Annotated in this window: 23 protein-coding genes, 1 tRNA gene and 1 pseudogene; 21 read left to right on the top strand and 4 right to left on the bottom strand. The window is 72.5% G+C overall.

What is annotated here, in order from left to right:
- Window positions 1-36 precede the first annotated feature (36 nt).
- On the bottom strand, window positions 37-1,281 hold the full coding sequence (locus FHX31_RS26485; protein WP_184977379.1) for a hypothetical protein: 1,245 nt from the start codon (window positions 1,279-1,281) through the stop codon (window positions 37-39).
- An 81-nt stretch (window positions 1,282-1,362) separates the two neighbouring features.
- Here FHX31_RS26485 and FHX31_RS26480 point away from each other — a divergent pair, with 81 nt between their 5' ends.
- From FHX31_RS26480 to FHX31_RS26455, 6 genes are all read left to right on the top strand, one after another.
- On the top strand, window positions 1,363-2,268 hold the full coding sequence (locus tag FHX31_RS26480; RefSeq protein WP_091330237.1) for a TatD family hydrolase: 906 nt from the start codon (window positions 1,363-1,365) through the stop codon (window positions 2,266-2,268).
- Window positions 2,269-2,370: 102 nt separating this feature from the next.
- On the top strand, window positions 2,371-3,240 hold the full coding sequence (gene rsmA, locus FHX31_RS26475) for a 16S rRNA (adenine(1518)-N(6)/adenine(1519)-N(6))-dimethyltransferase RsmA (RefSeq protein WP_013283947.1): 870 nt from the start codon (window positions 2,371-2,373) through the stop codon (window positions 3,238-3,240).
- An 86-nt stretch (window positions 3,241-3,326) separates the two neighbouring features.
- On the top strand, window positions 3,327-4,280 hold the full coding sequence (locus tag FHX31_RS26470) for a 4-(cytidine 5'-diphospho)-2-C-methyl-D-erythritol kinase (RefSeq protein ID WP_013283948.1): 954 nt from the start codon (window positions 3,327-3,329) through the stop codon (window positions 4,278-4,280).
- Window positions 4,281-4,345: 65 nt separating this feature from the next.
- Window positions 4,346-6,145, top strand: a complete 1,800-nt coding sequence (locus FHX31_RS26465; protein WP_071096867.1) for an ABC-F family ATP-binding cassette domain-containing protein — start codon at window positions 4,346-4,348, stop codon at window positions 6,143-6,145.
- Window positions 6,146-6,243: 98 nt separating this feature from the next.
- The gene (locus FHX31_RS26460) at window positions 6,244-6,699 is read left to right on the top strand and encodes a DUF4383 domain-containing protein (protein ID WP_184977378.1); all 456 of its coding nucleotides are present in this window, start codon (window positions 6,244-6,246) and stop codon (window positions 6,697-6,699) included.
- Window positions 6,700-6,814: 115 nt separating this feature from the next.
- Window positions 6,815-7,282 carry a DUF4383 domain-containing protein gene (locus FHX31_RS26455; RefSeq protein ID WP_013283951.1) on the top strand — a complete coding sequence of 156 codons (468 nt, stop codon included), beginning with the start codon at window positions 6,815-6,817 and terminating at the stop codon, window positions 7,280-7,282.
- 24 nt (window positions 7,283-7,306) lie between these two features.
- On the opposite strand, the gene FHX31_RS26450 is transcribed toward FHX31_RS26455, so the two are convergent.
- Window positions 7,307-7,975 (bottom strand): TetR/AcrR family transcriptional regulator, encoded by a 669-nt coding sequence (locus FHX31_RS26450; protein ID WP_013473950.1) that lies wholly within the window; start codon window positions 7,973-7,975, stop codon window positions 7,307-7,309.
- A gap of 72 nt (window positions 7,976-8,047) precedes the next feature.
- On the opposite strand from FHX31_RS26450, the gene FHX31_RS26445 reads away from it, so the two are divergent.
- The 10 genes and pseudogenes from FHX31_RS26445 (at window position 8,048) to FHX31_RS26400 (ending at window position 17,255) form a co-directional block, all read left to right on the top strand.
- Window positions 8,048-8,896, top strand: coding sequence for a helix-turn-helix domain-containing protein (locus tag FHX31_RS26445; protein WP_184977377.1), 849 nt, complete (start codon window positions 8,048-8,050; stop codon window positions 8,894-8,896).
- The gene (locus tag FHX31_RS26440; protein ID WP_184977376.1) at window positions 8,889-9,641 is read left to right on the top strand and encodes a resolvase; all 753 of its coding nucleotides are present in this window, start codon (window positions 8,889-8,891) and stop codon (window positions 9,639-9,641) included. The genes FHX31_RS26445 and FHX31_RS26440 overlap by 8 nt, the downstream gene beginning before the upstream one ends.
- Window positions 9,642-9,656: 15 nt before the next feature.
- Window positions 9,657-9,728 (top strand) — tRNA-Gln (locus tag FHX31_RS26435).
- Window positions 9,729-9,830: 102 nt separating this feature from the next.
- Window positions 9,831-11,354 (top strand): annotated as a pseudogene (gene glmU, locus FHX31_RS26430) (bifunctional UDP-N-acetylglucosamine diphosphorylase/glucosamine-1-phosphate N-acetyltransferase GlmU); the annotation flags it as partial.
- Between the two features lie 56 nt (window positions 11,355-11,410).
- The gene (locus FHX31_RS26425; protein ID WP_013283956.1) at window positions 11,411-12,391 is read left to right on the top strand and encodes a ribose-phosphate diphosphokinase; all 981 of its coding nucleotides are present in this window, start codon (window positions 11,411-11,413) and stop codon (window positions 12,389-12,391) included.
- 286 nt (window positions 12,392-12,677) lie between these two features.
- Window positions 12,678-13,373, top strand: coding sequence for a 50S ribosomal protein L25/general stress protein Ctc (locus FHX31_RS26420; protein ID WP_013283957.1), 696 nt, complete (start codon window positions 12,678-12,680; stop codon window positions 13,371-13,373).
- Between the two features lie 100 nt (window positions 13,374-13,473).
- Window positions 13,474-14,064 (top strand): aminoacyl-tRNA hydrolase, encoded by a 591-nt coding sequence (pth, locus tag FHX31_RS26415; RefSeq protein WP_041798792.1) that lies wholly within the window; start codon window positions 13,474-13,476, stop codon window positions 14,062-14,064.
- 65 nt (window positions 14,065-14,129) lie between these two features.
- Window positions 14,130-14,963: an inositol monophosphatase family protein gene (locus tag FHX31_RS26410; RefSeq protein ID WP_013283959.1), complete on the top strand. Its 834-nt coding sequence runs from the start codon at window positions 14,130-14,132 to the stop codon at window positions 14,961-14,963.
- A 79-nt stretch (window positions 14,964-15,042) separates the two neighbouring features.
- Window positions 15,043-15,954, top strand: a complete 912-nt coding sequence (cysD, locus tag FHX31_RS26405; protein WP_013283960.1) for a sulfate adenylyltransferase subunit CysD — start codon at window positions 15,043-15,045, stop codon at window positions 15,952-15,954.
- Window positions 15,954-17,255 carry a sulfate adenylyltransferase subunit 1 gene (locus FHX31_RS26400; RefSeq protein ID WP_013283961.1) on the top strand — a complete coding sequence of 434 codons (1,302 nt, stop codon included), beginning with the start codon at window positions 15,954-15,956 and terminating at the stop codon, window positions 17,253-17,255. The genes cysD and FHX31_RS26400 overlap by 1 nt, the downstream gene beginning before the upstream one ends.
- 97 nt (window positions 17,256-17,352) lie before the next feature.
- On the opposite strand, the gene galK is transcribed toward FHX31_RS26400, so the two are convergent.
- Together galK and galE are read right to left on the bottom strand one after the other, a co-directional pair.
- Window positions 17,353-18,507, bottom strand: coding sequence for a galactokinase (galK, locus tag FHX31_RS26395; RefSeq protein WP_184977375.1), 1,155 nt, complete (start codon window positions 18,505-18,507; stop codon window positions 17,353-17,355).
- Entirely contained in the window at window positions 18,504-19,490 is a 987-nt protein-coding gene (gene galE / locus FHX31_RS26390) for a UDP-glucose 4-epimerase GalE (RefSeq protein ID WP_184977374.1), read from the bottom strand. Before galE ends, galK begins: the two co-directional genes overlap by 4 nt.
- Before the next feature lie 177 nt (window positions 19,491-19,667).
- On the opposite strand from galE, the gene FHX31_RS26385 reads away from it, so the two are divergent.
- From FHX31_RS26385 to FHX31_RS26365, 5 genes are read left to right on the top strand one after another with little or no spacing between them, the layout of a single operon-like run.
- Complete coding sequence (locus FHX31_RS26385; protein WP_184977373.1) at window positions 19,668-20,684, top strand: hemolysin family protein; 1,017 nt, start codon at window positions 19,668-19,670, stop codon at window positions 20,682-20,684.
- Window positions 20,685-20,717: 33 nt separating this feature from the next.
- Window positions 20,718-21,743, top strand: coding sequence for a tryptophan--tRNA ligase (gene trpS / locus FHX31_RS26380; protein ID WP_013283965.1), 1,026 nt, complete (start codon window positions 20,718-20,720; stop codon window positions 21,741-21,743).
- 22 nt (window positions 21,744-21,765) lie between these two features.
- Entirely contained in the window at window positions 21,766-22,353 is a 588-nt protein-coding gene (locus FHX31_RS26375) for a 2'-5' RNA ligase family protein (RefSeq protein ID WP_013283966.1), read from the top strand.
- Between the two features lie 56 nt (window positions 22,354-22,409).
- On the top strand, window positions 22,410-23,351 hold the full coding sequence (locus FHX31_RS26370; RefSeq protein ID WP_013283967.1) for a YhjD/YihY/BrkB family envelope integrity protein: 942 nt from the start codon (window positions 22,410-22,412) through the stop codon (window positions 23,349-23,351).
- Window positions 23,348-23,722 (top strand): GntR family transcriptional regulator, encoded by a 375-nt coding sequence (locus FHX31_RS26365; RefSeq protein WP_013283968.1) that lies wholly within the window; start codon window positions 23,348-23,350, stop codon window positions 23,720-23,722. Before FHX31_RS26370 ends, FHX31_RS26365 begins: the two co-directional genes overlap by 4 nt.
- The last annotated feature ends 17 nt before the right edge of the window (window positions 23,723-23,739 follow it).

Raw genomic sequence — 23,739 nt, 5'->3', positions numbered from 1 at the left:
TCTCGGACACCCCACGCCTTCCCAACCTGCCCTCGTCTATTCGTGTCGGGCCGGATAGGGCAGGTCCACCACCCGGTCGTCGGCCAGCTCGGCGCCGGGCGCCCAGACCTCGTACACGCCGCGTTCCAGACACTGCGCGCCGGTCGCGGCCACCCCGTCCGGATCCGGGCGGCGCAGCCGCAACCGCAGCCAGCCGCCCTCCTCCCGCAGCACCAGGCACGGCACCCCGCGCCAGGCCGCCGTGCGCACCCGCCGGGCCGCCGCGTCCACCGGGTACCGGGCCGCCCGGGTCATCGCCAGCACCCGGAACCCGCCCGGCTGGTCGGCCACCGCCTCGTACTCCGACCCCGCGTACGCGCCGACCAGCCGGGTGGAGCGCGGCGCCTCACCGGTCGGCACGTACTCCTGGTCGGCGGAGAGACCCGGCACCGCGGCGAGCAGGTGCCGCCACTGCGGGCCAGCCAGGCGCAGCCAGCCCCGCTGCTCCGCCTGGTAGGTGTAGAGGACCACCTCCACCCCGTCGGCCGGGTAGGCGAGCAGGGTGGCGTTCGCCGGCATCGGCAGGTCGGCGAACTCCCGGGTGACGAACTCCGGTACGAGCTGCGCGCTGCTCGGCACGAACCCGGTACCCAGCACCGGCGGCCCGAGCCGGTCCCGGGGCGGCAACGCCATGAGCCCCCGGTGCGCCGGGCCCACGGGCACGTCGTAGTCGGCCGGGTCGGCGGCCCGCCAGCGCACCGCGTACGCCACGTCGCCGCCCTCGGAGTCGCCCCGCAGCACCGCCATCCCGGCCGGTGTCCGCAGGTGCGCGACGTCGTGCTCCCGGTAGCAGAAGCCGTGCGGCAGCACGCCCCGCACGTACCCGGCGAGCTGCCGGGCGGAGAGCACCTTCACCATCCGGGTACCCGGCCGGATCACCGCCGACGCCCGCACCGCGGCGAGCGTCGGATCCGCCGCCGCGCCCGGCTGCTGGCTGAGCTGGTGTACGTACGCCCAGCCCCGGTCCCGGTGCACCGGCATCAGCAGCGGCGCGTCCGTGTCGTCGGCCGAACCGGCGCCCCCGTGCACCGCGTCCACCTCGGTCGCGTGCACGAACCGGCGCCACGGATAGCCGTTGCCGGGCCGGGGACACCACTCGAAACCGGGCGCCTCGTCGGCGCTGAACAACTCGTACGCCGCGCCCCGGGCGATCTCCTCCGCCGGATGCACCCGGCCGCCGTACGTCACGCGCAACCCGGCCCGGTCGGAGGCGGGCCCGCCGGCCTGGTCGGTGACTGTCACTCCAGGACGCTAAGCCCGCCAGATGTGAGGCATGTGAACAGCCGGTGGCGGTCCGGGAACGCCGCCCCGGGCGGGTGTGTGATGCTGGCCGCGATGACCGAGCAGACCGAGACCCGCAAGCAGCGCGCCGCCCGCCGGGCCGGGGAGTTCCCGCCCGCCCCCGAGCCGCTGCCCGTACCCGTGCCGGACAGCCACACCCACCTCGACATCACCGTCGGCGAGTTCGGCACGCCTCCCGGCGGCACCACCGGCGACGACCCGGTGGCCGCCGCGATCGACGTCGCCGCCCGGGCCGGCGTGGACCGGCTCGTCCAGGTCGGGGTGGACGTCGACTCGTCCCGGTGGAGCGCCGACGTCGCCGACCGGTACGCCCCGGTGCTCGCCACCGTCGCGCTGCACCCGAACGAGGCGCCCCGGCTGGCCGACCTGGACGAGGCGCTGCGCGAGATCGAGACCCTCGCCGGCCGGGACCGGGTCCGGGGCGTCGGCGAGACCGGGATGGACTTCTTCCGTACCGGCGACGACGGGCGGGCCGCGCAGGAGGAGAGCTTCCGGGCGCACATCGCCATCGCCAAGCGGCACGGCAAGGCGCTCGTCATCCACGACCGGGACGCGCACGCCGACGTGCTGCGCATCGTCGACGACGAGGGCGCCCCGGAAACCGTGGTCATGCACTGCTTCTCCGGCGACGCCGACTTCGCCCGCGAGTGCGTCCGGCGCGGCTTCCTGCTCAGCTTCGCCGGCACCGTCACGTTCGGCAGCGCCGCCGCGCTGCGCGAGGCCGCAGCCGTCACCCCGCCCGCGCAGATGCTCGTGGAGACCGACGCGCCCTACCTGACCCCGATGCCGTACCGGGGACGGCCCAACGCGTCGTACCTGATCCCGCTCACGGTCCGTTTCCTCGCCGAAACCACCGGCACCGACGTGGACGCCCTCTGCGCCGCCCTCTCCTCGAACGGTGAGCGAGCGTTCGGCCCGTGGCGTTGAGCGCGTTCGGTCCGTGGCGTTAAGAAGGGGCCCCTCCATATCGCGAGGCGTTAAGAAGGGGCCCTTCCTTCCCCGCGGGCGGGGGCGCTTACGCTACGGGGCGTGACCGGACTCCTCGGCCCGGCGGAGATCCGGGAACTCGCCGCGCGCCTCGGCGTCACGCCGACCAAGAAACTCGGCCAGAACTTCGTGCACGACCCCAACACCGTGCGCCGGATCGTCACCACCGCCGGGCTGACCCCCGACGACGTAGCGCTGGAGGTCGGCCCCGGGCTCGGCTCGCTCACGCTCGCCCTGCTCCCCGTCGCCGCGCACGTGCACGCTGTGGAACTCGACCCGGCGCTCGCCGCCGCGCTGCCGGAGACCGCCGCCCGCTTCGCCGGGACGGCCGCCGAGCGGCTCACCGTCCATCCGGCCGACGCGCTGCGGGTCACCGCCGACGACCTGGCCGGCCCGGCGCCCACAGCGCTGGTGGCGAACCTGCCCTACAACGTCGCCGTGCCGGTCGTGCTGCACCTGCTCGCCGAGCTGCCCACACTGCGCCACGGCCTGGTGATGGTGCAGAAGGAGGTCGCCGACCGGCTCGTCGCCGGTCCCGGCTCCAAGGTGTACGGCATCCCGTCGGTCAAACTCGCCTGGTACGCCCGCTCCCGCGCAGCCGGCAAGGTCCCGCCGAACGTGTTCTGGCCGGTGCCGAACGTCGACTCCGGCCTGGTCGCGTTCACCCGGCGTGAGCCGCCCCGGCCGGACGTACCCCGGAAGGCCGTCTTCGCCGTCGTCGACGCCGCGTTCGCCCAGCGCCGCAAGACGCTGCGCGCCGCCCTGGCCGGCTGGGCCGGTGGCGCGGACCGGGCCGCCGCCGCGCTCACCGCCGCCGGCGTGGACCCGTCCGCGCGGGGCGAATCGCTCACCGTCGAGCAGTTCGCCGCCATCGCCGCGTCGGCCCCGGACGCCCCCGGCGGCGAGCAGTAGGCTGGCGCCGTTGCCCGACCCCTCGCCGAGGAGCTGACAGTGCCGAAGCCGTTCGACATCCGCCCACGTCCGGTGGAGTCCACCCGGTGACCGAGGCATGGCGACCGGGGGACGAGGACGGGCAGCGGCGCGGGGCCAGCGGCCCGGTCAAGGTGCGGGTGCCCGCCAAGGTCAACCTGCATCTCGGGGTCGGACCGCTGCGGCGTGACGGCTACCACGAGCTGAACACCGTCTACCACGCGATCTCGATCTACGACGAGCTGACCGCCCGTCGCGGCGACACGCTCACCCTCACCATGGAGGGCGAGGGCGCCGGCGAGCTGGCGCTGGACGACACCAACCTGGCGCTGCGCGCCGCGCACGCGCTGGCCGGTTACGCGGGCGTCGCCCCGCACGCCCGGCTGCACCTGCGCAAGCAGATCCCGCTCGCCGGCGGGCTGGCCGGTGGCAGCGCCGACGCCGCCGCCGCGCTCGTCGCCTGCGACACGCTCTGGGGCACCGGGCTGTCCCGCGACGAACTCGCCGGCATCGCCGCCGACCTCGGCTCGGACGTGCCGTTCCTCATCCACGGCGGCACCGCGCTCGGCACCGGCCGCGGCGAGGCGGTCAGCCCGGTGCTGGCCCGCCCCACCTCCTGGCACTGGGTGGTGGCGATCGCCGACGCCGGCCTGTCCACCCCGGCCGCGTACCGAGAACTGGACCGGCTGCGTGACGCCGGAGCCGCCGGCACGCCGCTGGGCAGCACCGACGCGCTGCTCGCCGCGCTGCGCCAGCGCGATCCGCGGGTGCTCGCCGCCACGCTCGGCAACGACCTCCAGGACGCCGCGCTGACCATGCGCCCCTCGCTGGCCGAGACGCTCAAGGCCGGCGAGGCCGCGGGGGCGCTCGCCGGCATCGTCTCCGGCTCCGGACCCACCTGCGTCTTCCTCGCCACCGGCGAGGCCGACGCCGTCCGGATCGCCGCCGAGATCACCGCCGCCGGGGTGTGCCGGGAGGCCCGCGTCGCGCACGGTCCGGTCGCCGGCGCCCGCGTGGTCTGACGACCCGTACCCTTGACTCAGGCGTCCCGGGCCCCCGGGACGCCTGAGTCGTGAAGGGTGGGTCAGTGGCCAACATCGTCAACCTGGACCGGGTGTCCAAGGGGTACGGCGCCGCGGGGCCGCTGCTCACCGACGTCTCGCTCGGCCTCGACGACGCCGACCGGGTCGGTGTGGTCGGCCTCAACGGCGCCGGCAAGTCGACGCTGCTGCGCCTGCTCACCCGCACCGAGGAACCCGACGACGGCCGCGTCACCCACCGCCGCGACCTGCGGGTGGCCTGGCTGCCGCAGCGCCTGGACCTCGCCCCCGAACTGACCGTGCGGGACGTGGTGCTCGGCACCGCCTGGCTCGGCGAGAGCATGGGCGCCGAGCACGAGTGGGCCGGCGACGCGGGTGTCCGCGCCATCCTCGACGGCCTCGGCATGCCCCACCTCGGCCTGGACACGCCGGTCGGCCCGATGTCCGGCGGGGAACGCCGCCGCGTCGCACTCGCCGCGCTGCTGGTCCGCGACGCCGACCTGCTCGTCCTCGACGAGCCCACCAACCACCTCGACGTCGGCGGCGTCGACTGGCTGGCCCGGCACCTCGTCACCCGCAAGGGCGCGCTCGTCGTGGTCACCCACGACCGCTGGTTCCTCGACGCCGTCTGCACCACCACCTGGGAGGTCGCCGACCAGACCGTCCGGGCGTACGAGGGCGGCTTCGCCGCATGGACGCTGGCCCGCGTCGAGCGGCAACGCGTCGCCGCCGCCACCGAGGCCCGCCGCCAGAATCTGCTCCGCAAGGAGATCGCCTGGCTGCGCCGGGGCGCCCCCGCACGCACCTCGAAGCCCAAGTTCCGCATCGACGCGGCGAACGCGCTCATCGCCGACGTGCCGGAACCCCGCGACACCATGTCGCTGCAGCGGCTCGCCACCGCCCGGCTCGGCAAGCAGGTGTACGACCTCGAACACGTCCGGCTGCACGCCGGCCCGAAGGAGATCCTGCACGACACCACCTGGCAGGTCGGGCCCGGCGACCGGGTCGCGATCCTCGGCCGCAACGGCGCCGGCAAGACCACCCTGCTGCGGATGCTCGCCGGGGTGACCGGCCCCGACGGCGGGCGCTTCGCCGCCGGGCAGACCGTCCGGCCCGCGTTCCTGTCCCAGGAACTCGCCGAACTCCCCGGCCACCTGCGCGTGCTGGAAGCCGTCGAGGAGGTGGCCCGGCGTGTGCAGTTCGGCGACCGGGAGATCAGCGCCGCCCAGCTCGCCGAGATCTTCGGCTTCGACGACAAGCGGCTCTGGACCCCGGTGAGCGACCTGTCCGGCGGCGAGCGCCGCCGCCTGCAGATGCTGCGGCTGCTCGCCGGGGAGCCGAACGTGCTCCTGCTCGACGAGCCCACGAACGACCTGGACACCGACACGCTCGCCGCGCTGGAGGACCTGCTCGACTCGTGGCCCGGCAGCATCGTGGTAGCCAGCCACGACCGCTACCTGATCGAGCGGGTCACCGACGTCGCGTACGGCATGTTCGGCGACGGCCGGCTGGTGCACCTGCCCGGCGGCGTCGACGAGTACCTCGCGCGCGCCGCCGCGGCCGGCGGCCCGGCACCCGCCGATCTCACCCCGGCCACGGCGGCGTCGGCGCGCGAGGGCATGTCAGCGGCCGAGGTACGCGTCGCGAAGAAGGAACTCAACCGGCTGGAACGGCAGATCGCCAAGCTCGAACAGAAGGAGGCGGGCCTGCACGAGCAGCTCGCCGCGAACGCCACCGACTACGCCCGGGTCGCCGAGCTGGACGCCCAGCTCAAGGAGGTACGGGCCGAGCGGGACCGCACCGAGGAGACCTGGCTGTCCCTCGCCGAGGAGCTCCCGGGCGGCTGACCTGCCGCCCGGGGTGGGGGGTGTGCGGCGTCACTGACCGGCGTACGGGACAATCACCTGTGGAACCCTCGTCCGAACGGTCTTTTGGAGACGCAGAGATGGCCCACACCCCCGTCAACCACCCCGCGCGGCCGATCTACCGGGCGATCGGCGGGCTCGTTGGTCTGTACTTCGTCGTCTTCGGCGGCCTCGGCATCATCGCCAGCGCCGGCAACGACTTCCTCGCCCAGGACGACACCAAGATCCTCGGCCAGGGCACCAACATGGCGTTCTCGCTGCTGTCGGTGCTGGTCGGCGTCGTGATCCTGGTCGGCACGGCGATCGGCCGCAACCTCGACGTGGCGATCAACCAGTGGCTGGCCTACACGCTGATGGTGATCGGCCTGGCCGCGCTGGCGTTCCTGCAGACCGACGCCAACATCTTCAACTTCTCGATCATGACCGACGTCGTGGTCCTGACCCTGGCGCTGGTGCTCCTGATGGTCGGCATGTACGGCAAGGTCGGCTCCGACGACGAGCACGAGGCCTGGCAGAAGGCCCGCCTGGTGCTCTGATCCCGTCTCTCACCGAAGGCCCGGCGCGCTGCGCCGGGCCTTCGGTGTTTTCCGGACGCGACCGGACAACGCAGGTGACAATTGCCCCGAATCAGTCACACGGCTGGAGGGCATCATGGCGCACTTCCCGGTGAACCACCCCGCGCGGCCGCTCTACCGGGTGCTGTCCGGGCTCATCGGCCTCTACATCCTGGTCTTCGGCGTCTTCGGCGTCTTCCAGACCTGGGGCGAAGGACTGTTCGGCCGGGACAGCGACTGGGCGCTCGGCCTGCGTACCAACCTGGCCTTCTCGCTGGTCTCCGTGGTCTTCGGCGCGGTCCTGCTGATCGGGGCGTCCCGCCGCGACAACCTCGGCCACTACATGAACCTCACCGCCGGCGTGGTCTTCCTGGTCACCGGCATCCTGATGATGTCGGTGCTCCAGACCCCGGCGAACTTCCTGAACTTCTCGATGTCGACAGTCATCGTGTCGCTGCTGTTCGGGCTGGTCCTGCTCGCCACCGGCCTCTACGACAAGGTCGGCACCGCCGAGCACGCCGAGGAGGAGCGGCAGCGCCGCTACCACCCCATCGGTGAGCGCTGAAGCGGCTGTTGCGCCGACGTGGCGTCAGCCCCGGGGGATCGGCCCGGGTTTCGACTCCAGGTGCGACAACCCGTTCCAGGCCAGGTTCACCAGGTGCGCCGCCACCGTCTCCTTGCGCGGCTTGCGTACCTCCAGCCACCAGCGGCCGGTCAGCGCCACCATGCCCACCAGCGCCTGGGAGTAGAGCTCCGCCAGCTTCGGGTCGTACCCCCGGATGGAGAACTCGCCCGCCAGGATGTGCTCCACCTGGTGCGCCACGTCGTTCATCACGCTGCTGAAGTTGCCTGTCGCCGACATCAGCGGCGACTCCCGGACCAGCACCCGGAACCCGCTGGTCTCCTCCTCGATGTAGGTCAGCAGCGTCAGCGCGGCCTGCTCCAGCAGCTCCCGCGGGTTGCCCGCTGTCAACGCCGTGGTGATCCGGTCAAGCAGGGCGCGGACCTCCCGGTCCACCACCACCGCGTAGAGCCCCTCCTTGCCGCCGAAGTGCTCGTAGACCACCGGCTTGGAGACCTTGGCGCGCGCCGCCACCTCCTCGATCGAGGTCGCGTCGAAGCCCTTCTCGGCGAAGATCTGCCGGGCGATCGAGATCAACTGCTCGCGCCGCTGCGTCGCGGACATCCGCACCCGGGAGGGCTTCGCCGCCGGCACGGGCCGCCGCCGGGCGCGGTCGCTGCCGGATACGTCGGTCACCCGTCCATCCTGCCAGGCGCGACGCTCTTGGTCAGACCGGCTGCTGTCGTACGGGTGTTCTAATATGCTCCGGTGACCGACCCCCTCGCCGCCGAGGCGCGGCGCCTGCGCGTAGACGAGCAGCTCTCCGTCGCCGAGATCCGGGCCCGCCTGGGCATCGGCCGCGACCGGGTGTACGCGCTGCTGCGCGGCGTCCCGCCGCCGGAGTGGACCCGCCGGCCGCGAGCCCGGGACGACACCCGTGCCGAGGCCCTGCGGCTGCGCGCGGCGGGCCGGTCGGTCAACCAGATCGCGGCGCAGCTCGGGGTGGCGAAGTCGACCGCGTACCAGTGGGTGCGCCACCTGCCGCTGGACCCGGACGACGCGGCCGCGGAGCGGCGCCGCGAGCACTCGAAGGCGATGACGGAGGCACGCTGGAGCGCGTACCGGGAGGCGCGGGACGCCGCCCAGGTCGCGGAGCACGCGCGCGCCGCCGATGTGGTCGGCGGTCTCGGTGAGCGGGATCTGCTGATGCTGGGCGCGGCGATCTACTGGTGCGAGGGAGCCAAGTCCAAGCCCTGGCGGCCCCAGGGCCGGTTGGAGTTCGTCAACAGTGATCCCGGGCTGCTCGCCCTGTTCCTCGCGTTCCTGGCCTGCTGTGGGATCGGACGCGACGTGCCTGCCTATCGGCTCCTGATCCACGAGTCCGCCGATGTCGCGGCGGTGGAACGCTGGTGGGTGGAACGGCTGGCCCTTCCGCCGGAGCGGTTCGGCCGGGCGACCCTCAAACGGCACAACCCGGCGACGATGCGGCGGAACAACGGCGCGGACTACCACGGCTGCCTGGTGATCACCGTTCCTCGCAGCCGGCGGCTCTACTGGCGCATCGAGGGCGTGATGGCCGGAGTCGGGCACGCGGTGGAGCAGGCGCGGGATGAGTGACCAGTCGGACTCCACCGGTGGCCGCGGCCGGCGTGCGGCGCTGACGGGCGCGGCGCACCGGCTTCGCGACGAGGGCTGCACCGTCGATGAGATCGCGGATCGGCTCGGCGTCGCCAAGTCGACCGCCTATCGCTGGGTGGGGCACATCCCGCTCGACGTCTCCTCCGAGGCCGCGGCGCAACGCCGTCGTGTGGCCGGCGAGCGGCGTGCGCTCAGTTGGGCGGAGAAGCGAACGCTGCGCGAGGCGGCCGAGTGCGAGGCGCAGAGGCGGGCGGCCGAGTGGGTCGGGATGCTCGCGTCGCGGGAACTGCTACTCGTCGGCGCTGTGCTCTACCTGTGCGAGGGCACGAAGAGTAAACCGGGCAACCCCCGATACGACCTGACGTTCACCAACAGCGACATCCGCCTGGTGGAACTGTTCGTCCGCTTCGTCGAGACGACAGGGCGCAGCCGTCATGCGCTGAGATATCGCGTGGCCATCCACGAGAACGCCGACGCCGAGGCAGCCGGTCGATGGTGGGCGGCTGAGCTGGGCGTGGACTTCGGGTGCTTCCAGCGGCCGACGTTGAAGAGACACCATCCCCGGACCACGCGAACCAATGTCGGGGCGGATTACCGGGGATGTCTCGTCGTGAGAGTGCCGCGGTCGCGCGACCTGTACCTGTGGATGAGCGGCGTGGTCGAGGGCATGGTCGCGGCCTCTGCCCCCGATCCGAGACCTCCCGAGGTGGACGACACCCGCTAAGCTGTCTGCGTCCCTTCGGCCGTGGTGTAACTGGCAACACCCAAGATTTTGGTTCTTGTGTTTCAGGTTCGAATCCTGGCGGCCGAGCAGTTCCAGGTATAGGCGCCCTTCTTGGGGTACGCGGCAACCTGCCAGCTGGTCTGGTTAGCATGACCGCGAGACTGTCGCCGTCCCGACGGGAGCCACGTCGTGTCCCAGCCCCACCTCCGCACCGTTGTCGTGCTCGCCGCCGGTGAGGGCAAGCGGATGAAGTCGTCCCTGCCCAAGGTGCTGCACCCGCTGCTCGGCCGTACCCTGCTCGGTCACGTCCTCGCCGCGGCCGGTCCGCTGGGCGCGGACCGCACCGTGGTCGTGGTCGGCCACGGCGCCGACCAGGTCCGGGAGCACCTGTCCGAGGTCGCCCCCGGCGCCACGCCCGTGCTCCAGGAGCGCCAGCTCGGCACCGGGCACGCGGTCCGCATCGCGCTGGACGCGGTGCCGGACGCCACCGGCACCGTCGTGGTGATCAACGGGGATGTGCCGCTGCTGCGGCCGGAGACGGTCCAGGCGCTCGTCGAGGCGCACGAGGACGCCGCCGCCGCGGCGACCGTGCTCGCCGCCGAGGTGCCCGACCCGACCGGCCTGGGCCGGATCGTGCGGGACGTGCAGGGTCAGCTGGAGCAGATCGTCGAGGAGCGCGACGCCACGCCCCAGCAGCGCGCGCTGCGGGAGATCAACGCGGGCATCTACGCGTTCGACGCGGCCCGGCTGCGGGAGGCGCTGGGCAAGCTCTCCACCGACAACGACCAGGGCGAGGAGTACCTGACCGACGTCTTCGCGCTGCTGCGCGACGCGGGGGAGCCGGTGGCTGTGCACTGCGCCGCCGACCACGTGGAGACGCTCGGCTGCAACGACCGGGTCGAGCTGGCCGCGCTGCGCCGGCTGCTGCGGGACCGGGTGAACGAGGGCTGGATGCGGACCGGGGTCAGCATCCTCGACCCGCACACCACCTGGATCGACGTGACCGTGACCGTCGAGCGGGACGCGGTGATCGACCAGAACACCCAGCTCCAGGGCGCCACGACGGTCGGCGAGGGCGCGCTCGTCGGCCCGGACACCACGCTCGTCGACACGGTGGTGGGCGCTGGCGCGAGCATCGTGCGCAGCCACGCGCTCGGCGCCGAGGTGGGCCCGCAGGCGAGCGTCGGCCCGTATGCGTACCTGCGGCCGGAGTCGCGGCTGGGCCGCAAGGCGAAGGTCGGCACGTTCGTGGAGACCAAGAAGGCGTCGATCGGTGACGGGTCGAAGGTGCCGCACCTGTCGTACGTGGGCGACGCGACGATCGGCGAGCACAGCAACATCGGCGCGGCGACCGTCTTCGTCAACTACGACGGGGTACGCAAGCACCACACGACCATCGGCAGTCACGCCCGTACCGGAGCGGACAACATGTTCGTGGCGCCGGTGCGGGTCGGCGACGGCGCGTACACCGCTGCGGGTTCGGTGATCACCGGGGACGTGCCGCCGGGCGCGATGGCGGTGGCGCGCGGTCAGCAGCGCAACGTGGAGGGCTGGGTGCTGCGCAAGCGGTCCGGTACGGATGCCGCGGAGGCGGCGCGGCGGGCCGGTGAGGGTGCGTCGGACACGGGCGGCGCCGCAAGCGAAGGTGACTGACTCCACGGCGATCGCCGGGCCGTGGGTGGATCGCTGAACCGGGGGCATACTGCAACCGAACAGTCCCCGGCCCCACCGCCGCCGGGTACCACCGACATACGGGAGCAGACGGGCCCATGGGCAGCATCGTCGCCGAAAACCGCAAGAGCCTGATGCTCTTCTCCGGGAGGGGTTTTCCGGAGCTGGCCAAGGAGATCGGTGAGGTGCTCGGCGTCGCGCCGACGCCGGCCGACGCGTACGACTTCGCCAACGGCGAGATCTTCGTACGGTACAAGGACTCGGTCCGTGGTTCGGACGCCTTCGTGGTGCAGTCCGTGACGCACGGCGTGAACACCTGGGTCATGGAGACCCTGATCATGGTCGACGCGCTGAAGCGCGGCTCGGCCAAGCGGATCACAGTGGTGCTGCCGTTCTACCCGTACTCGCGGCAGGACAAGAAGCACCGCGGCCGGGAGCCGATCTCGGCACGCCTGATCGCCGATCTGCTGAAGACCGCCGGCGCGAACCGGATCCTGACCGTGGACCTGCACACCGCGCAGATCCAGGGCTTCTTCGACGGCCCGGTGGACCACCTGTTCGCGATGGACGTGCTGGCCGAGTACGTGGAGCACAAGTACGCGGGCCGGCCGATGACTGTGGTCGCGCCGGACTCGGGCCGGGTGCGCGTGGCCGAGCGCTGGACCGACCGGCTGGGCGGCTGCCCGCTGGCGTTCATCCACAAGACCCGCGATCCGCTCAAGCCGAACCAGGTGGTGGCGAACCGGGTGGTCGGTGAGGTCGAGGGCCGGGTGTGCCTGATCGTGGACGACATGATCGACACCGGTGGCACGATCACCAAGGCGGCGGACATCCTCAAGGAGCAGGGCGCGGCGGAGATCGTGGTCGCCTCGACCCACGCGCTGCTGTCCGACCCGGCGACGGAGCGGCTGAAGAACAGCCCGATCAGCGAGGTCGTCGTGACGAACACGCTGCCGCTGCCGTCGGAGAAGCAGCTGGACAAGCTGACCGTGCTGTCGATCGCCCCGCTGCTGGCGCGGGCGATCCGGGAGGTCTTCGACGACGGGTCGGTGACCACCCTGTTCGGTGGCCTGAGCTGAGCGCGCCGGTCCGGTCGCCGGGGAGTCTCCGGCGACCGGGCCGATGCCCTGCGGAACCGCCCCGCCGGTGATATGGGGGACTGCCGGAGAGCCGGGAATTCCCTCGGGTAGACTGGTGCGGTTGCCACGGCGAGGGTGCCCGGCGGGCTGCTGACAAGCACCGCACGGAGGCGCCGTCATCGACGCGGTGCTCCGGGCGGTCGTTCATGACCCTAGCCCCAGCGAGCCCCTCGCCCCAGCACCGCCAGACGACAAGCCGCCGCAGCGAAGCATCAGGAGTTTCCCCGTGTCCGAGGTAAAGATCAGCGCCGAGCCCCGTACCGAGTTCGGCAAGGGTGGTGCCCGTCGTACCCGCCGGGCCGGCAAGGTGCCCGCCGTGCTGTACGGCCACGGCGAGAAGCCCAAGCACATCGCGCTTCCGGCGCGGGAGTTCGCCGCCGCGATCCGTAAGGGCGGCGCGAACCAGCTCTTCGCGATCGAGGTCAGCGACGGCACCCAGGTGCTGGCGCTGCCGAAGGCGATCCAGCGTGACCCGATCAAGGACACCTTCGAGCACGTGGACCTGCTGCTGGTCCGCCGTGGCGAGAAGGTCACCGTCGAGGTCCCGGTCCAGCTGACCGGTGAGGCCGCGAAGGACACCCTGATCGTGCACGACCACGACACGCTGTCGGTGACCGCCGACGCGACCAAGGTGCCGGACCACCTGGAGGCGTCGATCGAGGGCGCCGAGCCGGGCACCACGATCACCGCCGCCGACGTCGAGCTGCCGGCCGGCGTCGAGCTGGCCACCGACGAGGAGACCGCTGTCGCCTCGGTGACCGCCGCTCCGACCGCCGAGCAGCTCGAGGCCACCCTCCCCGAGGTCGAGGAGGCCACCGAGGAGGCCGAGGCCGAGGTCGGCGAGGAGACCGCCGAGGGTGCCGAGGGCGCTCCGGCCGCCGAGGGCGAGGAGGCCCCGGCCGAGGCGAAGACCGAGGCCTGACCGGTCCGCAAGGCTGTGCGACAGGCGTCCCCGGTTCCCGGGGGCGCCTGTCGGCGTATCGGGACGGCTGGTCGGGCGAGCGAGCGGGAAGGGGCGTCGGGTGATGGACGAGGCGGGACCGTGGCTGGTGGTCGGCCTGGGCAACCCCGGCCGGGAGTACGCGGGCAACCGGCACAACGTCGGCTTCATGGTGGCCGACCTGCTGGCGGCCCGGGTGGGCGCGAAGTTCGGGCGGCACAAGCGTGCGATGGCCGAGGCTGCGGAGGGGCGGCTGGGGTTCGGCGGTCCGAAGCTGGTGCTGCTGAAGCCGTTGACGTACATGAACCTCTCCGGCGGTCCGGTGGCCGGGCTGGCGCAGTTCCACAAGATCCCGCCGGCGCACGTGATCGCGGTGCACGACGAGCTGGACATCCCGTACGGGCAGGTGCGGGTGAAGTGCGGCGGCGGCGAGGGCGGGCACAACGGCCTGCGCTCGATGTCGAAGTCGCTCGGCACCAAGGACTACGTGCGGGTGCGGTTCGGCATCGGCCGGCCGCCGGGCCGGCAGGACCCGGCTGACTACGTACTCTCGGATTTCTCTTCGTCGGAGCGCAAGGAGCTGGAGTTCCTGGTGGACCGCGCGGCGGACGTGGTGGAGTCCGTGGTTCTGAAGGGCGTGGAGCCGACGCAGAACCTGTACCACGGGGGTTGAGCGGCGGGGCGGAGCCCGGCCGGTAGCCTCGGGCGACGGGAGCGAAGGCGGGTGACGGGAGCAGCATGGGCAGTCCTCCGATGATCGACGGCGGGTTCGCCCGGTGGCTGGCGTCCCGGGCCGGTCAGGCGCTGACGGCCCTGCGCGCGGAGATGGGCTTCGCCGACGCGGGCGCGCTCCGGTCGGCCGGCGACAAGGTCTCGCACGATCTGATCCGCACCGAGCTGGCGAAGTGGCGGCCGGCGGACGCGGTGCTGTCGGAGGAGGACGAGGGCTCGCGGCTGGCCTGGACGGCGGAGGTGACAGACGCGGCGCTGTCGCGCCTGACCGCGGACCGGGTCTGGATCGTCGACCCGCTGGACGGCACCCGGGAGTACGCGGAGGAGGGGCGCGCGGACTGGGCGGTGCACGTGGCGCTCTGGTCGCGTAACGCGTCGCGGCCGCACGGTCTGGTGGCGGGCGCGGTGGCGCTGCCGGCCCAGCACCGGGTGCTCGGCACGGACCACCCGCCGGCGTACCCGCCGATGACAGTGGAGGCGGCCACCGGGGGCGGCGCGCGGGTCATCCGCTTGGCGGCCAGCCGTAGCCGTCCGCCGGTTTTCCTGACCGACCTGGCAGAGGACGTCGGCGCTCATCTGGTTCCGATGGGCTCGGCGGGCGCGAAGATCGCCGCCGTGGTCACGGGTGAGGTCGACGCGTACATCCACGCGGGCGGTCAGTACGAGTGGGATTCGGCCGCTCCGGTCGCTGTGGCGACGGCCACCGGTCTGCATGCTTCCCGGATCGACGGTTCTGCGCTGAAATACAACGGGGCCGACCCGCGCCTACCGGATCTGCTGGTCTGCCGCAAGGATCTCGCGAGTCGGTTGCTTGCAGCGTTGCAGCGGCATTCCGGGTAACCTGAGCGTTCTTCTTCACGAGTCCGACCTGAAAGGTCTGGAATCCGATGTACGGATCCGTGCGAATCGAGTTCGTGTCATGACGTCCCCCGCCGCGTACCAGGTGTCGCACCTCGACGCGCTCGAGGCGGAGAGCATCTTCGTGATGCGCGAGGTCGTCGCCGAGATGGAACGGCCGGTGCTGCTGTTCTCCGGCGGCAAGGACTCGATCGTGATGCTCCGGTTGGCCCAGAAGGCGTTCGCGCCGGCCAACATCCCCTTCCCGGTGATGCACGTGGACACCGGGCACAACTTCCCCGAGGTGCTCGACTACCGCGATCAGCGGGTGGCCGAGCTGGGCCTGCAGCTCATCGTGGCGAGCGTGCCGGAGGCGCTGAACAAGGGCCTGGTCCGCGAGTCGGCCGACGGCATGCGCAACCGGATCCAGACGCCGGTGCTGCTGGAGGCGGTGGAGAAGCACCGCTTCGACGCGCTGTTCGGCGGCGCCCGGCGCGACGAGGAGAAGGCGCGGGCCAAGGAGCGGGTGTTCAGCTTCCGCGACGAGTTCGGCCAGTGGGATCCGAAGAACCAGCGTCCGGAGCTGTGGGCGCTCTACAACGGCCGGCACCACCCGGGCGAGTCGATCCGGGTGTTCCCGCTGTCGAACTGGACCGAGCTGGACGTCTGGCACTACATCGAGCGGGAGCGGATCCCGCTGCCGTCGATCTACTACGCGCACGAGCGCGAGGTGATCGAGCGCGACGGCATGCTCTACGCGGTGAACGAGTTCTTCCGGGCGCGCGCCGGTGAGCAGCCGTTCAAGGCCCAGGTGCGGTACCGGACCGTGGGTGACGCCTCCTGCACCGCGGCGGTCCGCTCGGACGCCGACACGGTGGAGAAGGTGATCGAGGAGGTGGCCGCCACGCGGATCACCGAGCGCGGCGCGACCCGCGGCGACGACCGGGTCAGCGAGGCCGCCATGGAGGACCGCAAGCGAGAGGGCTACTTCTGATGAGCGTCGAGACCCTGGCCCCGGCCGAGAGCGAGACCGCGCGGCCGATGGACCTGCTGCGGTTCGCCACCGCGGGCAGCGTCGACGACGGCAAGTCGACGCTGATCGGCCGTCTGCTCTACGACACCAAGTCGCTGTTCAGTGACCAGCTCGCCGCCGTCGAGGCGGTCAGCGCGGCCCGGGGCGACGAGTACACGAACCTGGCGCTGCTCACCGACGGCCTGCGCGCCGAGCGGGAGCAGGGCATCACCATCGACGTGGCGTACCGCTACTTCGCCACGCCGCGGCGGAAGTTCATCATCGCCGACACCCCGGGGCACATCCAGTACACCCGGAACATGGTCACCGGTGCCTCCACCGCCGACCTGGCGCTGATCCTGGTGGACGCGCGCAAGGGCCTGGTGGAGCAGTCCCGCCGGCACGCGTTCCTCTGCTCGCTGCTGCGGGTGCCGCACCTGGTCCTGTGCGTGAACAAGATGGACCTGGTGGACTGGTCGCAGGAGGTCTACGAGCGGATCGCGGACGAGTTCACCGCGTTCGCCGCGAAGCTCGACGTGCCGGACCTGACTGTGGTGCCGGTGTCTGCGCTGCAGGGCGACAACATCGTCACCCGCTCGGAGAACATGCCCTGGTACGAGGGCCCGTCGCTGCTGCACCACCTGGAGCGGGTGCACATCGCGTCGGACCGCAACCTGGTCGACGTGCGGTTCCCGGTGCAGTACGTGATCCGGCCGCAGTCCACCACCGTCACCGACTACCGGGGTTACGCCGGTCAGGTGGCCTCCGGCGTGCTCAAGCCGGGCGACGAGGTCATGGTGCTGCCGTCGGGCTTCACCAGCCGGATCGCCGCGGTGGAGACCGCGGACGGCCCGGTGGACGAGGCGTTCCCGCCGATGTCGGTGACGGTCCGGCTGACCGACGAGTTGGACATCTCCCGCGGCGACATGATCTGCCGGCCGAACAACGCCCCGATGGCCGTGCAGGACATCGAGGCGATGATCTGCTGGATGGACGAGACGCGGCCGTTGCAGGTCGGCGGCAAGTACGCGATCAAGCACACGACCCGTTCGGCGCGGGCGATCGTGCGCGGGCTGCACTACCGGCTGGACATCAACTCGCTGCACCGCGACGAGACGGCCGGTGAGCTGAAGCTCAACGAGATCGGCCGGGTCCGGCTGCGCACCACGGTTCCGCTGCTGGCCGACGAGTACCGCCGTAACCGCACCACCGGCGGCTTCGTGATCATCGACGAGTCGACGAACCGTACGGTCGGCGCCGGCATGATCGTCGAGGCCGGCTGACCCTGGGTTGCAAGGAAGGGCCCCTTGTTAACAGTGCGCTGTTAACAAGGGGCCCTTCCTCTACCGCAGGCGTTAATAAGGGGCCCTTCCTTACACCTCAGCCCAGGCGGGTGACGCCACCGGCCGGGAGCACCGTGAGCGTGCCGGGGGCGGTGAAGCCGCGCTCCGCGTACGCCTCGGTCACGGCGGCCGCCACCGCGTCGGCGGCGTCGGCGTCGACCAGGGCGAGCACGCAGCCGCCGAAGCCGCCGCCGGTCATCCGCGCGCCGTACGCCCCGGCGGACAGTGCCGCCTCGACCGCGGTGTCGATCTCCGGCACGGTGATCTCGAAGTCGTCGCGCATGGAGGCGTGCGAGGCGGTCAGCAGCGGACCGGTGTCGCGGACCCGGCCGGCGCGCAGCAGCGCGACGGTGTCGAGCACCCGCTGGTTCTCGGTCACCACGTGCCGGACCCGGCGGCGGGTCTCGTCGTCGTCGAGGCGTGCGAGCGCGGCGTCGAGGCCGGTCACGTCGACGTCGCGCAGCGCTGTCACCCCGAGCGTCGCGGCGGCCTGCTCGCAGCTCTTGCGCCGAGCGGCGTACTCGCCGTCCGCGTGCCGGTGCGGCGCCCGGCTGTCGATCACCAGCACGGCCAGCCCGGCGCCGTCCAGGTCGAACGGGATCTGCTCGACCTCCTCGGTGCGGCAGTCGAGGAACAGCGCGTGCCCGGCCCGGCCGCGGATCACCGCGGACTGGTCCATGATCCCGGTGGGTGCGCCGACGTAATCGTTCTCGGCCCGCTGGGCGAGCCGCGGCCACCGCCCGGCGGGCAGGTCGAGCCCGCCGAGGTCGACCAGCGCGGCCAGCACCGCCGACTCGATCGCCGCCGACGAGGAGAGCCCGGAGCCGACCGGCACGTCGGAGGCGACGGCGAGCCGCGCGCCCGGCACGTCGTGGCCGTCGGCGCGCAGCGCCCACACCACCCCGGCCACGTAGGCGGCCCAGCCGTCGACCCGGCCGGGCTCGTCGGCCTCCGCCGCGCCGAACTCGACCGGTTCGCCATCCAGCTCCGACCAGACGGTACAGCGTCCGTCGAGGGCGGGCGCGGCGGCGACCACGGTACGCAGCGGCAGCGCGAAGGGCAGCACGAAGCCGTCGTTGTAGTCGGTGTGCTCGCCGATCAGGTTGACCCGGCCGGGAGCCGCCCAGCGGCCCGCCGGTTCGGTGCCGTACCGCTGCCGGAAGCCGGCCGTGGCGCGGTCGGCGACATTCATGAGGGCTGTCCCGCGACGTGCGCCCGGTAGAACGCCCAGGCGTCGCCGACCATGTCGTGCAGGGTGGGCTTGGCCGGCGTCCAGCCCAGCTCGTCGCGGGCCAGCGCGGAGGATGCGACCAGCTCGGCCGGGTCGCCCTCGCGGCGGGGGGCCACCTCGACCGGCACCGGGTGCCCGGTGACCTCGCGGACCACGTCGACCACCTGCCGGTTGGTGAAGCCGTTGCCGTTGCCGAGGTTGTAGATGCGGTGCCGGCCCGGGGTGGCCGCGTCCAGCGCGAGCAGGTGGGCGCGGGCCAGGTCTTCGACGTGGATGTAGTCGCGGACGCAGGTGCCGTCGACTGTGGGGTAGTCGTCGCCGAAGAGCTGGAGCTTCTCCCGCCGTCCGGCGGCCACGTCGAGCGCGATCGGGATGAGGTGCGTCTCCGGGTCGTGCCGCTCGCCGATGGCCAGCCCGTCGCGCAGGTACGCCCCGGCGACGTTGAAGTAGCGCAGCGAGACGGCGGCCAGGTCGTGCGCGATCGCCTCGGAGGTGAGCGCCATGTCGACGGCCAGCTTGGTGGCGCCGTAGGTGCTGGTGGGCGCCTTGACGGCGGTCTCCGGGATGGGCAGCTCGGTGGGGTTGCCGTAGACGGCGGCGGTGGAGGAGAAGACCATCCGGGGCACCCGGGCGGCGCGGACCGCGTCGATGAGCGCGATCGAGCCGACCGTGTTGGTGTGCCAGTACAGCTCGGGGCGGATCATCGACTCGCCGGCGGCGATGAGGGCGGCGAAGTGCAGCACGCCGTCGAACCCGGCGTCGGGGGTGAGCACCCGGGCGACCTCGTGCACCGGCAGCTCGACGTGGGTGGCGTCGGGGGCGAGGGCCTCCCGGTGACCGGTGCGCAGGTCGTCCAGCACGGTCACCTGGTGGCCGTGGTCGAGCAGCATCCGGGTCACCACGCTGCCGATGTAGCCGGCGCCGCCGGTGACGAGCAGTTTCACGTCGGTCCTCCTGCCTGGGCCGCGTCCCGCGGCGGCCGTCCCGCGATCACCCTACGGCCGAGGGCTGTGTCGCGGCTGTCGAGTTGAGTCCGCCTCTATTCCATCATAATCCTTCATGATTGAACAGATCCGCACATTGGGCCGAGCGTACGGTGGCCGCTGTCTACCATCCTTCTCATGCGGGAGGGTGGTGGTCCCGGGCCCCGGCGGCGACTGTCGGGGCGGCCCCGACGCGAACCCGGCCCGCTGGCCCGCACCGTGGCCCGTCTCGTGGTGCGCGGCGCCGACGGCGCCACCCGCCTGGTCACCGCCCTGCTCGGGGCCAGCCCCACCGCCGGGCGGGAACGGATCAGCGAGGCCGAGCTGCGTGACCTGGTCGCGGCGAACACGCTGCTCGACCCGGACGAGCGGCGGATCATCGACGAGGTGCTGGTGGCCGGCGCCCGGCTCGTCCGCGAGGTGATGGTGCCCCGCACCGAGGTGGTCTTCCTCAGCGCGGCGCTCCCGCTGGCGCAGGCCCAGCGGCTGGTCCGGGCCGAGCCGCACACCCGCTACCCGGTGGTCGACGGCACCCACGACGACGTGGTCGGCCTGGTGCACCTGCGGGACGTGCTGCTGCGCCCGGACGCGGACCGGCTGCTCCTGGTCGGCGACCTGATCCGGGAGGTGAAGCGCCTGCCGGACAGCAAGCGCGTGCTGGCGGCGCTCACCGAGATGCGCCGGGAGGGCCACCACCTGGCCGTCGTCGTCGACGAGTACGGCGGCACCGCCGGCATCGTCACCTGCGAGGACCTGGTCGAGGAACTGGTCGGGGAGATCCGCGACGACGAGCACGGCCCGCTCGAACCGGAACCCGCCGGTCTGCCCGCGGTCGTCGACGGCCGGCTCAACCTGACCGACTTCGCCGAGCGCACCGGGGTGCCGCTGCCCGCCGGGCCGTACGAGACGGTGGGCGGGTACGTGATGGCCGCTCTGGGCCGGCTGCCCGTGGCGGGCGACGAGGTGCCGGTGGCGGTCGACCCGGCCACCGGATCGGTCCCCGCCGATCCGGCGGGCTGGCTGCTGCGGGTGCTCACGCTCGACGGCCGGCGGGTGTCCCGCCTGGCGGTCTCCGCCGCGCGGCTGCCCGAGCCCCGGCGTGAGGTGAACGGTCCGCTTCCGCCCGTACCCGCCCGATCCACCGGCCCGTCATGACGGACGCCGGGGCTTGCTGACAGAATTGCCGCCATGTCCGACGTACCCGCCCGCCCGCGCGTCTTCTCCGGCATCCAGCCGACGGCCGACTCGTTCCACCTCGGCAACTACCTGGGCGCGCTGCGGCACTGGGTGGCGTTGCAGGACAGCCACGACGCCTACTACTGCGTCGTCGACCTGCACGCGATCACCGCGGGGCACGACCCGTTGGTGCTCAAGCGCCGCAGCCGGCTCGCCGCCGCGCAGCTGTTCGCGCTCGGCCTGGACCCGGAGCGCAGCACGCTGTTCGTGCAGTCGCAGGTGCCCGAGCACTCGCAGCTGGCCTGGGTGCTCGGCTGCATCACCGGCTTCGGCGAGGCCGGCCGGATGACCCAGTTCAAGGACAAGTCGCAGAAGCAGGGCAGCGAGCGGGCCAGCGTCGGCCTGTTCACGTACCCGATCCTCCAGGCCGCGGACATCCTGCTCTACCAGGCGAACGCGGTGCCGGTCGGCGAGGACCAGCGGCAGCACCTGGAGCTCTCCCGCGACCTGGCGCAGCGGTTCAACTCGCTGTTCGGACGCACCTTCACAGTGCCCTCCCCACACATCGTGAAGGACACCGCGAAGATCACCGACCTCCAGGACCCGACGGCCAAGATGTCGAAGTCGTCGTCCTCGCCGGCCGGCATCATCGACCTGCTGGAGGACCCGGCCCGGTCGGCCAAGAAGATCCGCTCGGCGGTCACCGACACCGGCCGCGAGATCGTCTTCGACGCCGAGGGCAAGCCGGGCATCACCAACCTGCTGACGATCTACTCCGCGCTGTCCGGCCGGTCCGTCGACGACCTGGTCGCCGCGTACGACGGCAAGGGCTACGGCGACCTGAAGAAGGACCTCGCCGAGGTGGTGCGGGAGTTCGTCACGCCGATCCAGGAACGCACGAACGCCTACCTGAACGACCCGGCCCAGCTCGACAAGCTGCTGGCGCGGGGCGCGGAGAAGGCCCGGTCGGTGGCCGCCGGGACGCTGCGGGACGCGTACGAGCGGGTCGGCTTCTTCCCGCCGGTGCGGTTCGAGTAACGGCCCGGACGGGCGGGAACGGGTGACGCAGCCGGTGGCCGGAGGGGTGGCGCGCGACGTGGCGGGCAGTGACACGGCGCCGGGCGGCGCGGACACGATCCAGATCGGGATCGCGGTCGACGTCCCCGAGCCCTGGGGCGGGCTGCTCACCCGCCGCCGGGTCGAGGCCGGCGACCCGCTCGCCGTCCCCGCGCACGTCACCCTCCTCGGGCCCACCGAGATTCCGGTACGCGCGCTGCCCGCCGTCGAGGAGCACCTGGACCGGGTCGCCGCCGCGCACCTGCCGTTCACGCTGCACCTGCGCGGCACCGGCACGTTCCGCCCGGTCACCCAGGTGGTGTTCGTGGCGGTGGCGGCCGGGATCAGCGAGTGCGAACTGCTGGCGGCCGCGATCAACTCGGCCCCCGAGCTGCGGCGCGAGCTGCGCTTCCCGTACCACCCGCACGTCACTGTGGCGCAGGACGTGCCGCCCGAGGTGCTCGACAGGGCGTACGAGGACCTGGCCGACTTCTCCGCGTTGTTCCAGGTGGACGCGTTCACGCTGTTCTCGCACAGCGGGGCGACCCGGTGGCAGCCCCGCCGCGACTTCCGGCTCGGCGGCCGGAGCTGAACATCCGACCGGCCGGGGCCCCTCCGCCACGGGCGGAGATCGGCGAGGATGACGGGGTGAACGTCTTCGGCCGGATCGAGGCGGCGGTGGGGCGCCGCATCGACGCGGCCCGGGGCCGCTCGTCGGTCTTCGACCACGTCTGGCGGGCCGGGACGCTCTACGCCGACCTGCTCGCCGGGCGGCTCGCCGCCGCCATCGCGTACTACGGCTTCTTCGCCGTGTTCGCGCTCGCGCTCGTCGCGTACTGGATCTTCGGCGCGGTGCTGCGCGACAACGAGGAGGTCAGCCGCGGCGCGGCCCACTTCCTGGAGGAGAACCTGCCCTTCCTCGACCCGGTGCAGATCGCCGAGAGCAGCAGCACCGTCGGCGTGGTCGGCCTGGTCATCCTGGTCTTCACCGGCATCGGCTGGGTGGAGGCGATCCGCTCCTCGCAGCGGCTGATGTACGGCTTCAACCAGCAGCCCGGCAACCTCGTGGTGCGGCGGCTTGTCGACCTGGGCGTGCTGGTGGCGGTCTTCGTGCTGCTGTTCGTCTCGGTCGCCGCCGTGGACGCGCTGGAGTCGCTGCTGCGCTTCCTGCTGCGCAGCACCGGCTCGGTGGGCCTGACCACGATCAGCGCGCTGCTGAGCGTGCTCGTCAACGCCGTGCTCGCCGCCGCGCTGCTGCTCGCAGTGCCCCGGCTGCGGATGAGCCGGCGCCGGCTGCGCCCGGCGATCCTGACCATCGCCGTCGGTATCACCCTGCTGAACACCGTGGGGCGTTACTACGTGGTACGCACCGAGCGGAACCCCGCGTACACGGTGGTCGCCACCGCCGTGGGCCTGCTGCTCTACCTCTACCTGCTCAACCAGCTGGTGCTCTTCGGCGCCGCGCTCGCCGCCACCAGCCGGTACGGCCGGGTGGTGGACCTGGCCGAGGGCGGTGCCCGGGAGGTGGACGTGGAGGCGGACGTGCTCGACGAGGAGACGGAACCGGGGACACCGGGGGGAGCGGGATGAGCGCGCGGATCCGGATCGACGCCGAGTCGGCGGTGCCGCCGTACGAGCAGGTGCGGGCGCAGTTCGCCGCGCGCATCGGCGACGGGCGGCTGCCGGTGGGCACCCGGCTTCCGGCCGTGCGGCAGCTCGCCGCCGACCTGGGGCTGGCGGTGAACACCGTGGCGCGGGCGTACCGGGAACTGGAGGGCGCCGGGCTGGTGGAGACGCGCGGCCGGCACGGCACGGTGGTGGCCCCCGGCCGGGACGACGCCACCGACCGGCTGCACCGGGCCGCCGCCGAGTACGCCGCCGAGGCGCGGCGCCTGGGTGTCGCGCCGGAGCGGGCGGTCGCGCTGGTCCGTGCGGCGCTGGACGCCGGTACGCGTGGCTGAGCGTGGTCCCCGAAGCG

This window comes from Micromonospora sp. CNZ286, from assembly GCF_014207755.1.
This window is presented reverse-complemented; position numbering and strand designations above follow the sequence as displayed.

Excerpts from the sequence above, each read along its gene's own strand:
- cysD (WP_013283960.1), top strand. The coding sequence starts at position 15,043 with ATGACGTCCCCCGCCGCGTACCAGGTGTCGCACCTCGACGCGCTCGAG.
- FHX31_RS26365 (WP_013283968.1), top strand. The coding sequence starts at position 23,348 with ATGAGCGCGCGGATCCGGATCGACGCCGAGTCGGCGGTGCCGCCGTAC.
- FHX31_RS26480 (WP_091330237.1), top strand. The coding sequence starts at position 1,363 with ATGCTGGCCGCGATGACCGAGCAGACCGAGACCCGCAAGCAGCGCGCC.
- galK (WP_184977375.1), bottom strand. The coding sequence starts at position 18,507 with ATGAATGTCGCCGACCGCGCCACGGCCGGCTTCCGGCAGCGGTACGGC.
- FHX31_RS26385 (WP_184977373.1), top strand. The coding sequence starts at position 19,668 with ATGCGGGAGGGTGGTGGTCCCGGGCCCCGGCGGCGACTGTCGGGGCGG.
- FHX31_RS26410 (WP_013283959.1), top strand. The coding sequence starts at position 14,130 with ATGGGCAGTCCTCCGATGATCGACGGCGGGTTCGCCCGGTGGCTGGCG.
- FHX31_RS26400 (WP_013283961.1), top strand. The coding sequence starts at position 15,954 with ATGAGCGTCGAGACCCTGGCCCCGGCCGAGAGCGAGACCGCGCGGCCG.
- FHX31_RS26440 (WP_184977376.1), top strand. The coding sequence starts at position 8,889 with ATGAGTGACCAGTCGGACTCCACCGGTGGCCGCGGCCGGCGTGCGGCG.
- trpS (WP_013283965.1), top strand. The coding sequence starts at position 20,718 with ATGTCCGACGTACCCGCCCGCCCGCGCGTCTTCTCCGGCATCCAGCCG.
- FHX31_RS26455 (WP_013283951.1), top strand. The coding sequence starts at position 6,815 with ATGGCGCACTTCCCGGTGAACCACCCCGCGCGGCCGCTCTACCGGGTG.
- FHX31_RS26460 (WP_184977378.1), top strand. The coding sequence starts at position 6,244 with ATGGCCCACACCCCCGTCAACCACCCCGCGCGGCCGATCTACCGGGCG.
- FHX31_RS26425 (WP_013283956.1), top strand. The coding sequence starts at position 11,411 with ATGGGCAGCATCGTCGCCGAAAACCGCAAGAGCCTGATGCTCTTCTCC.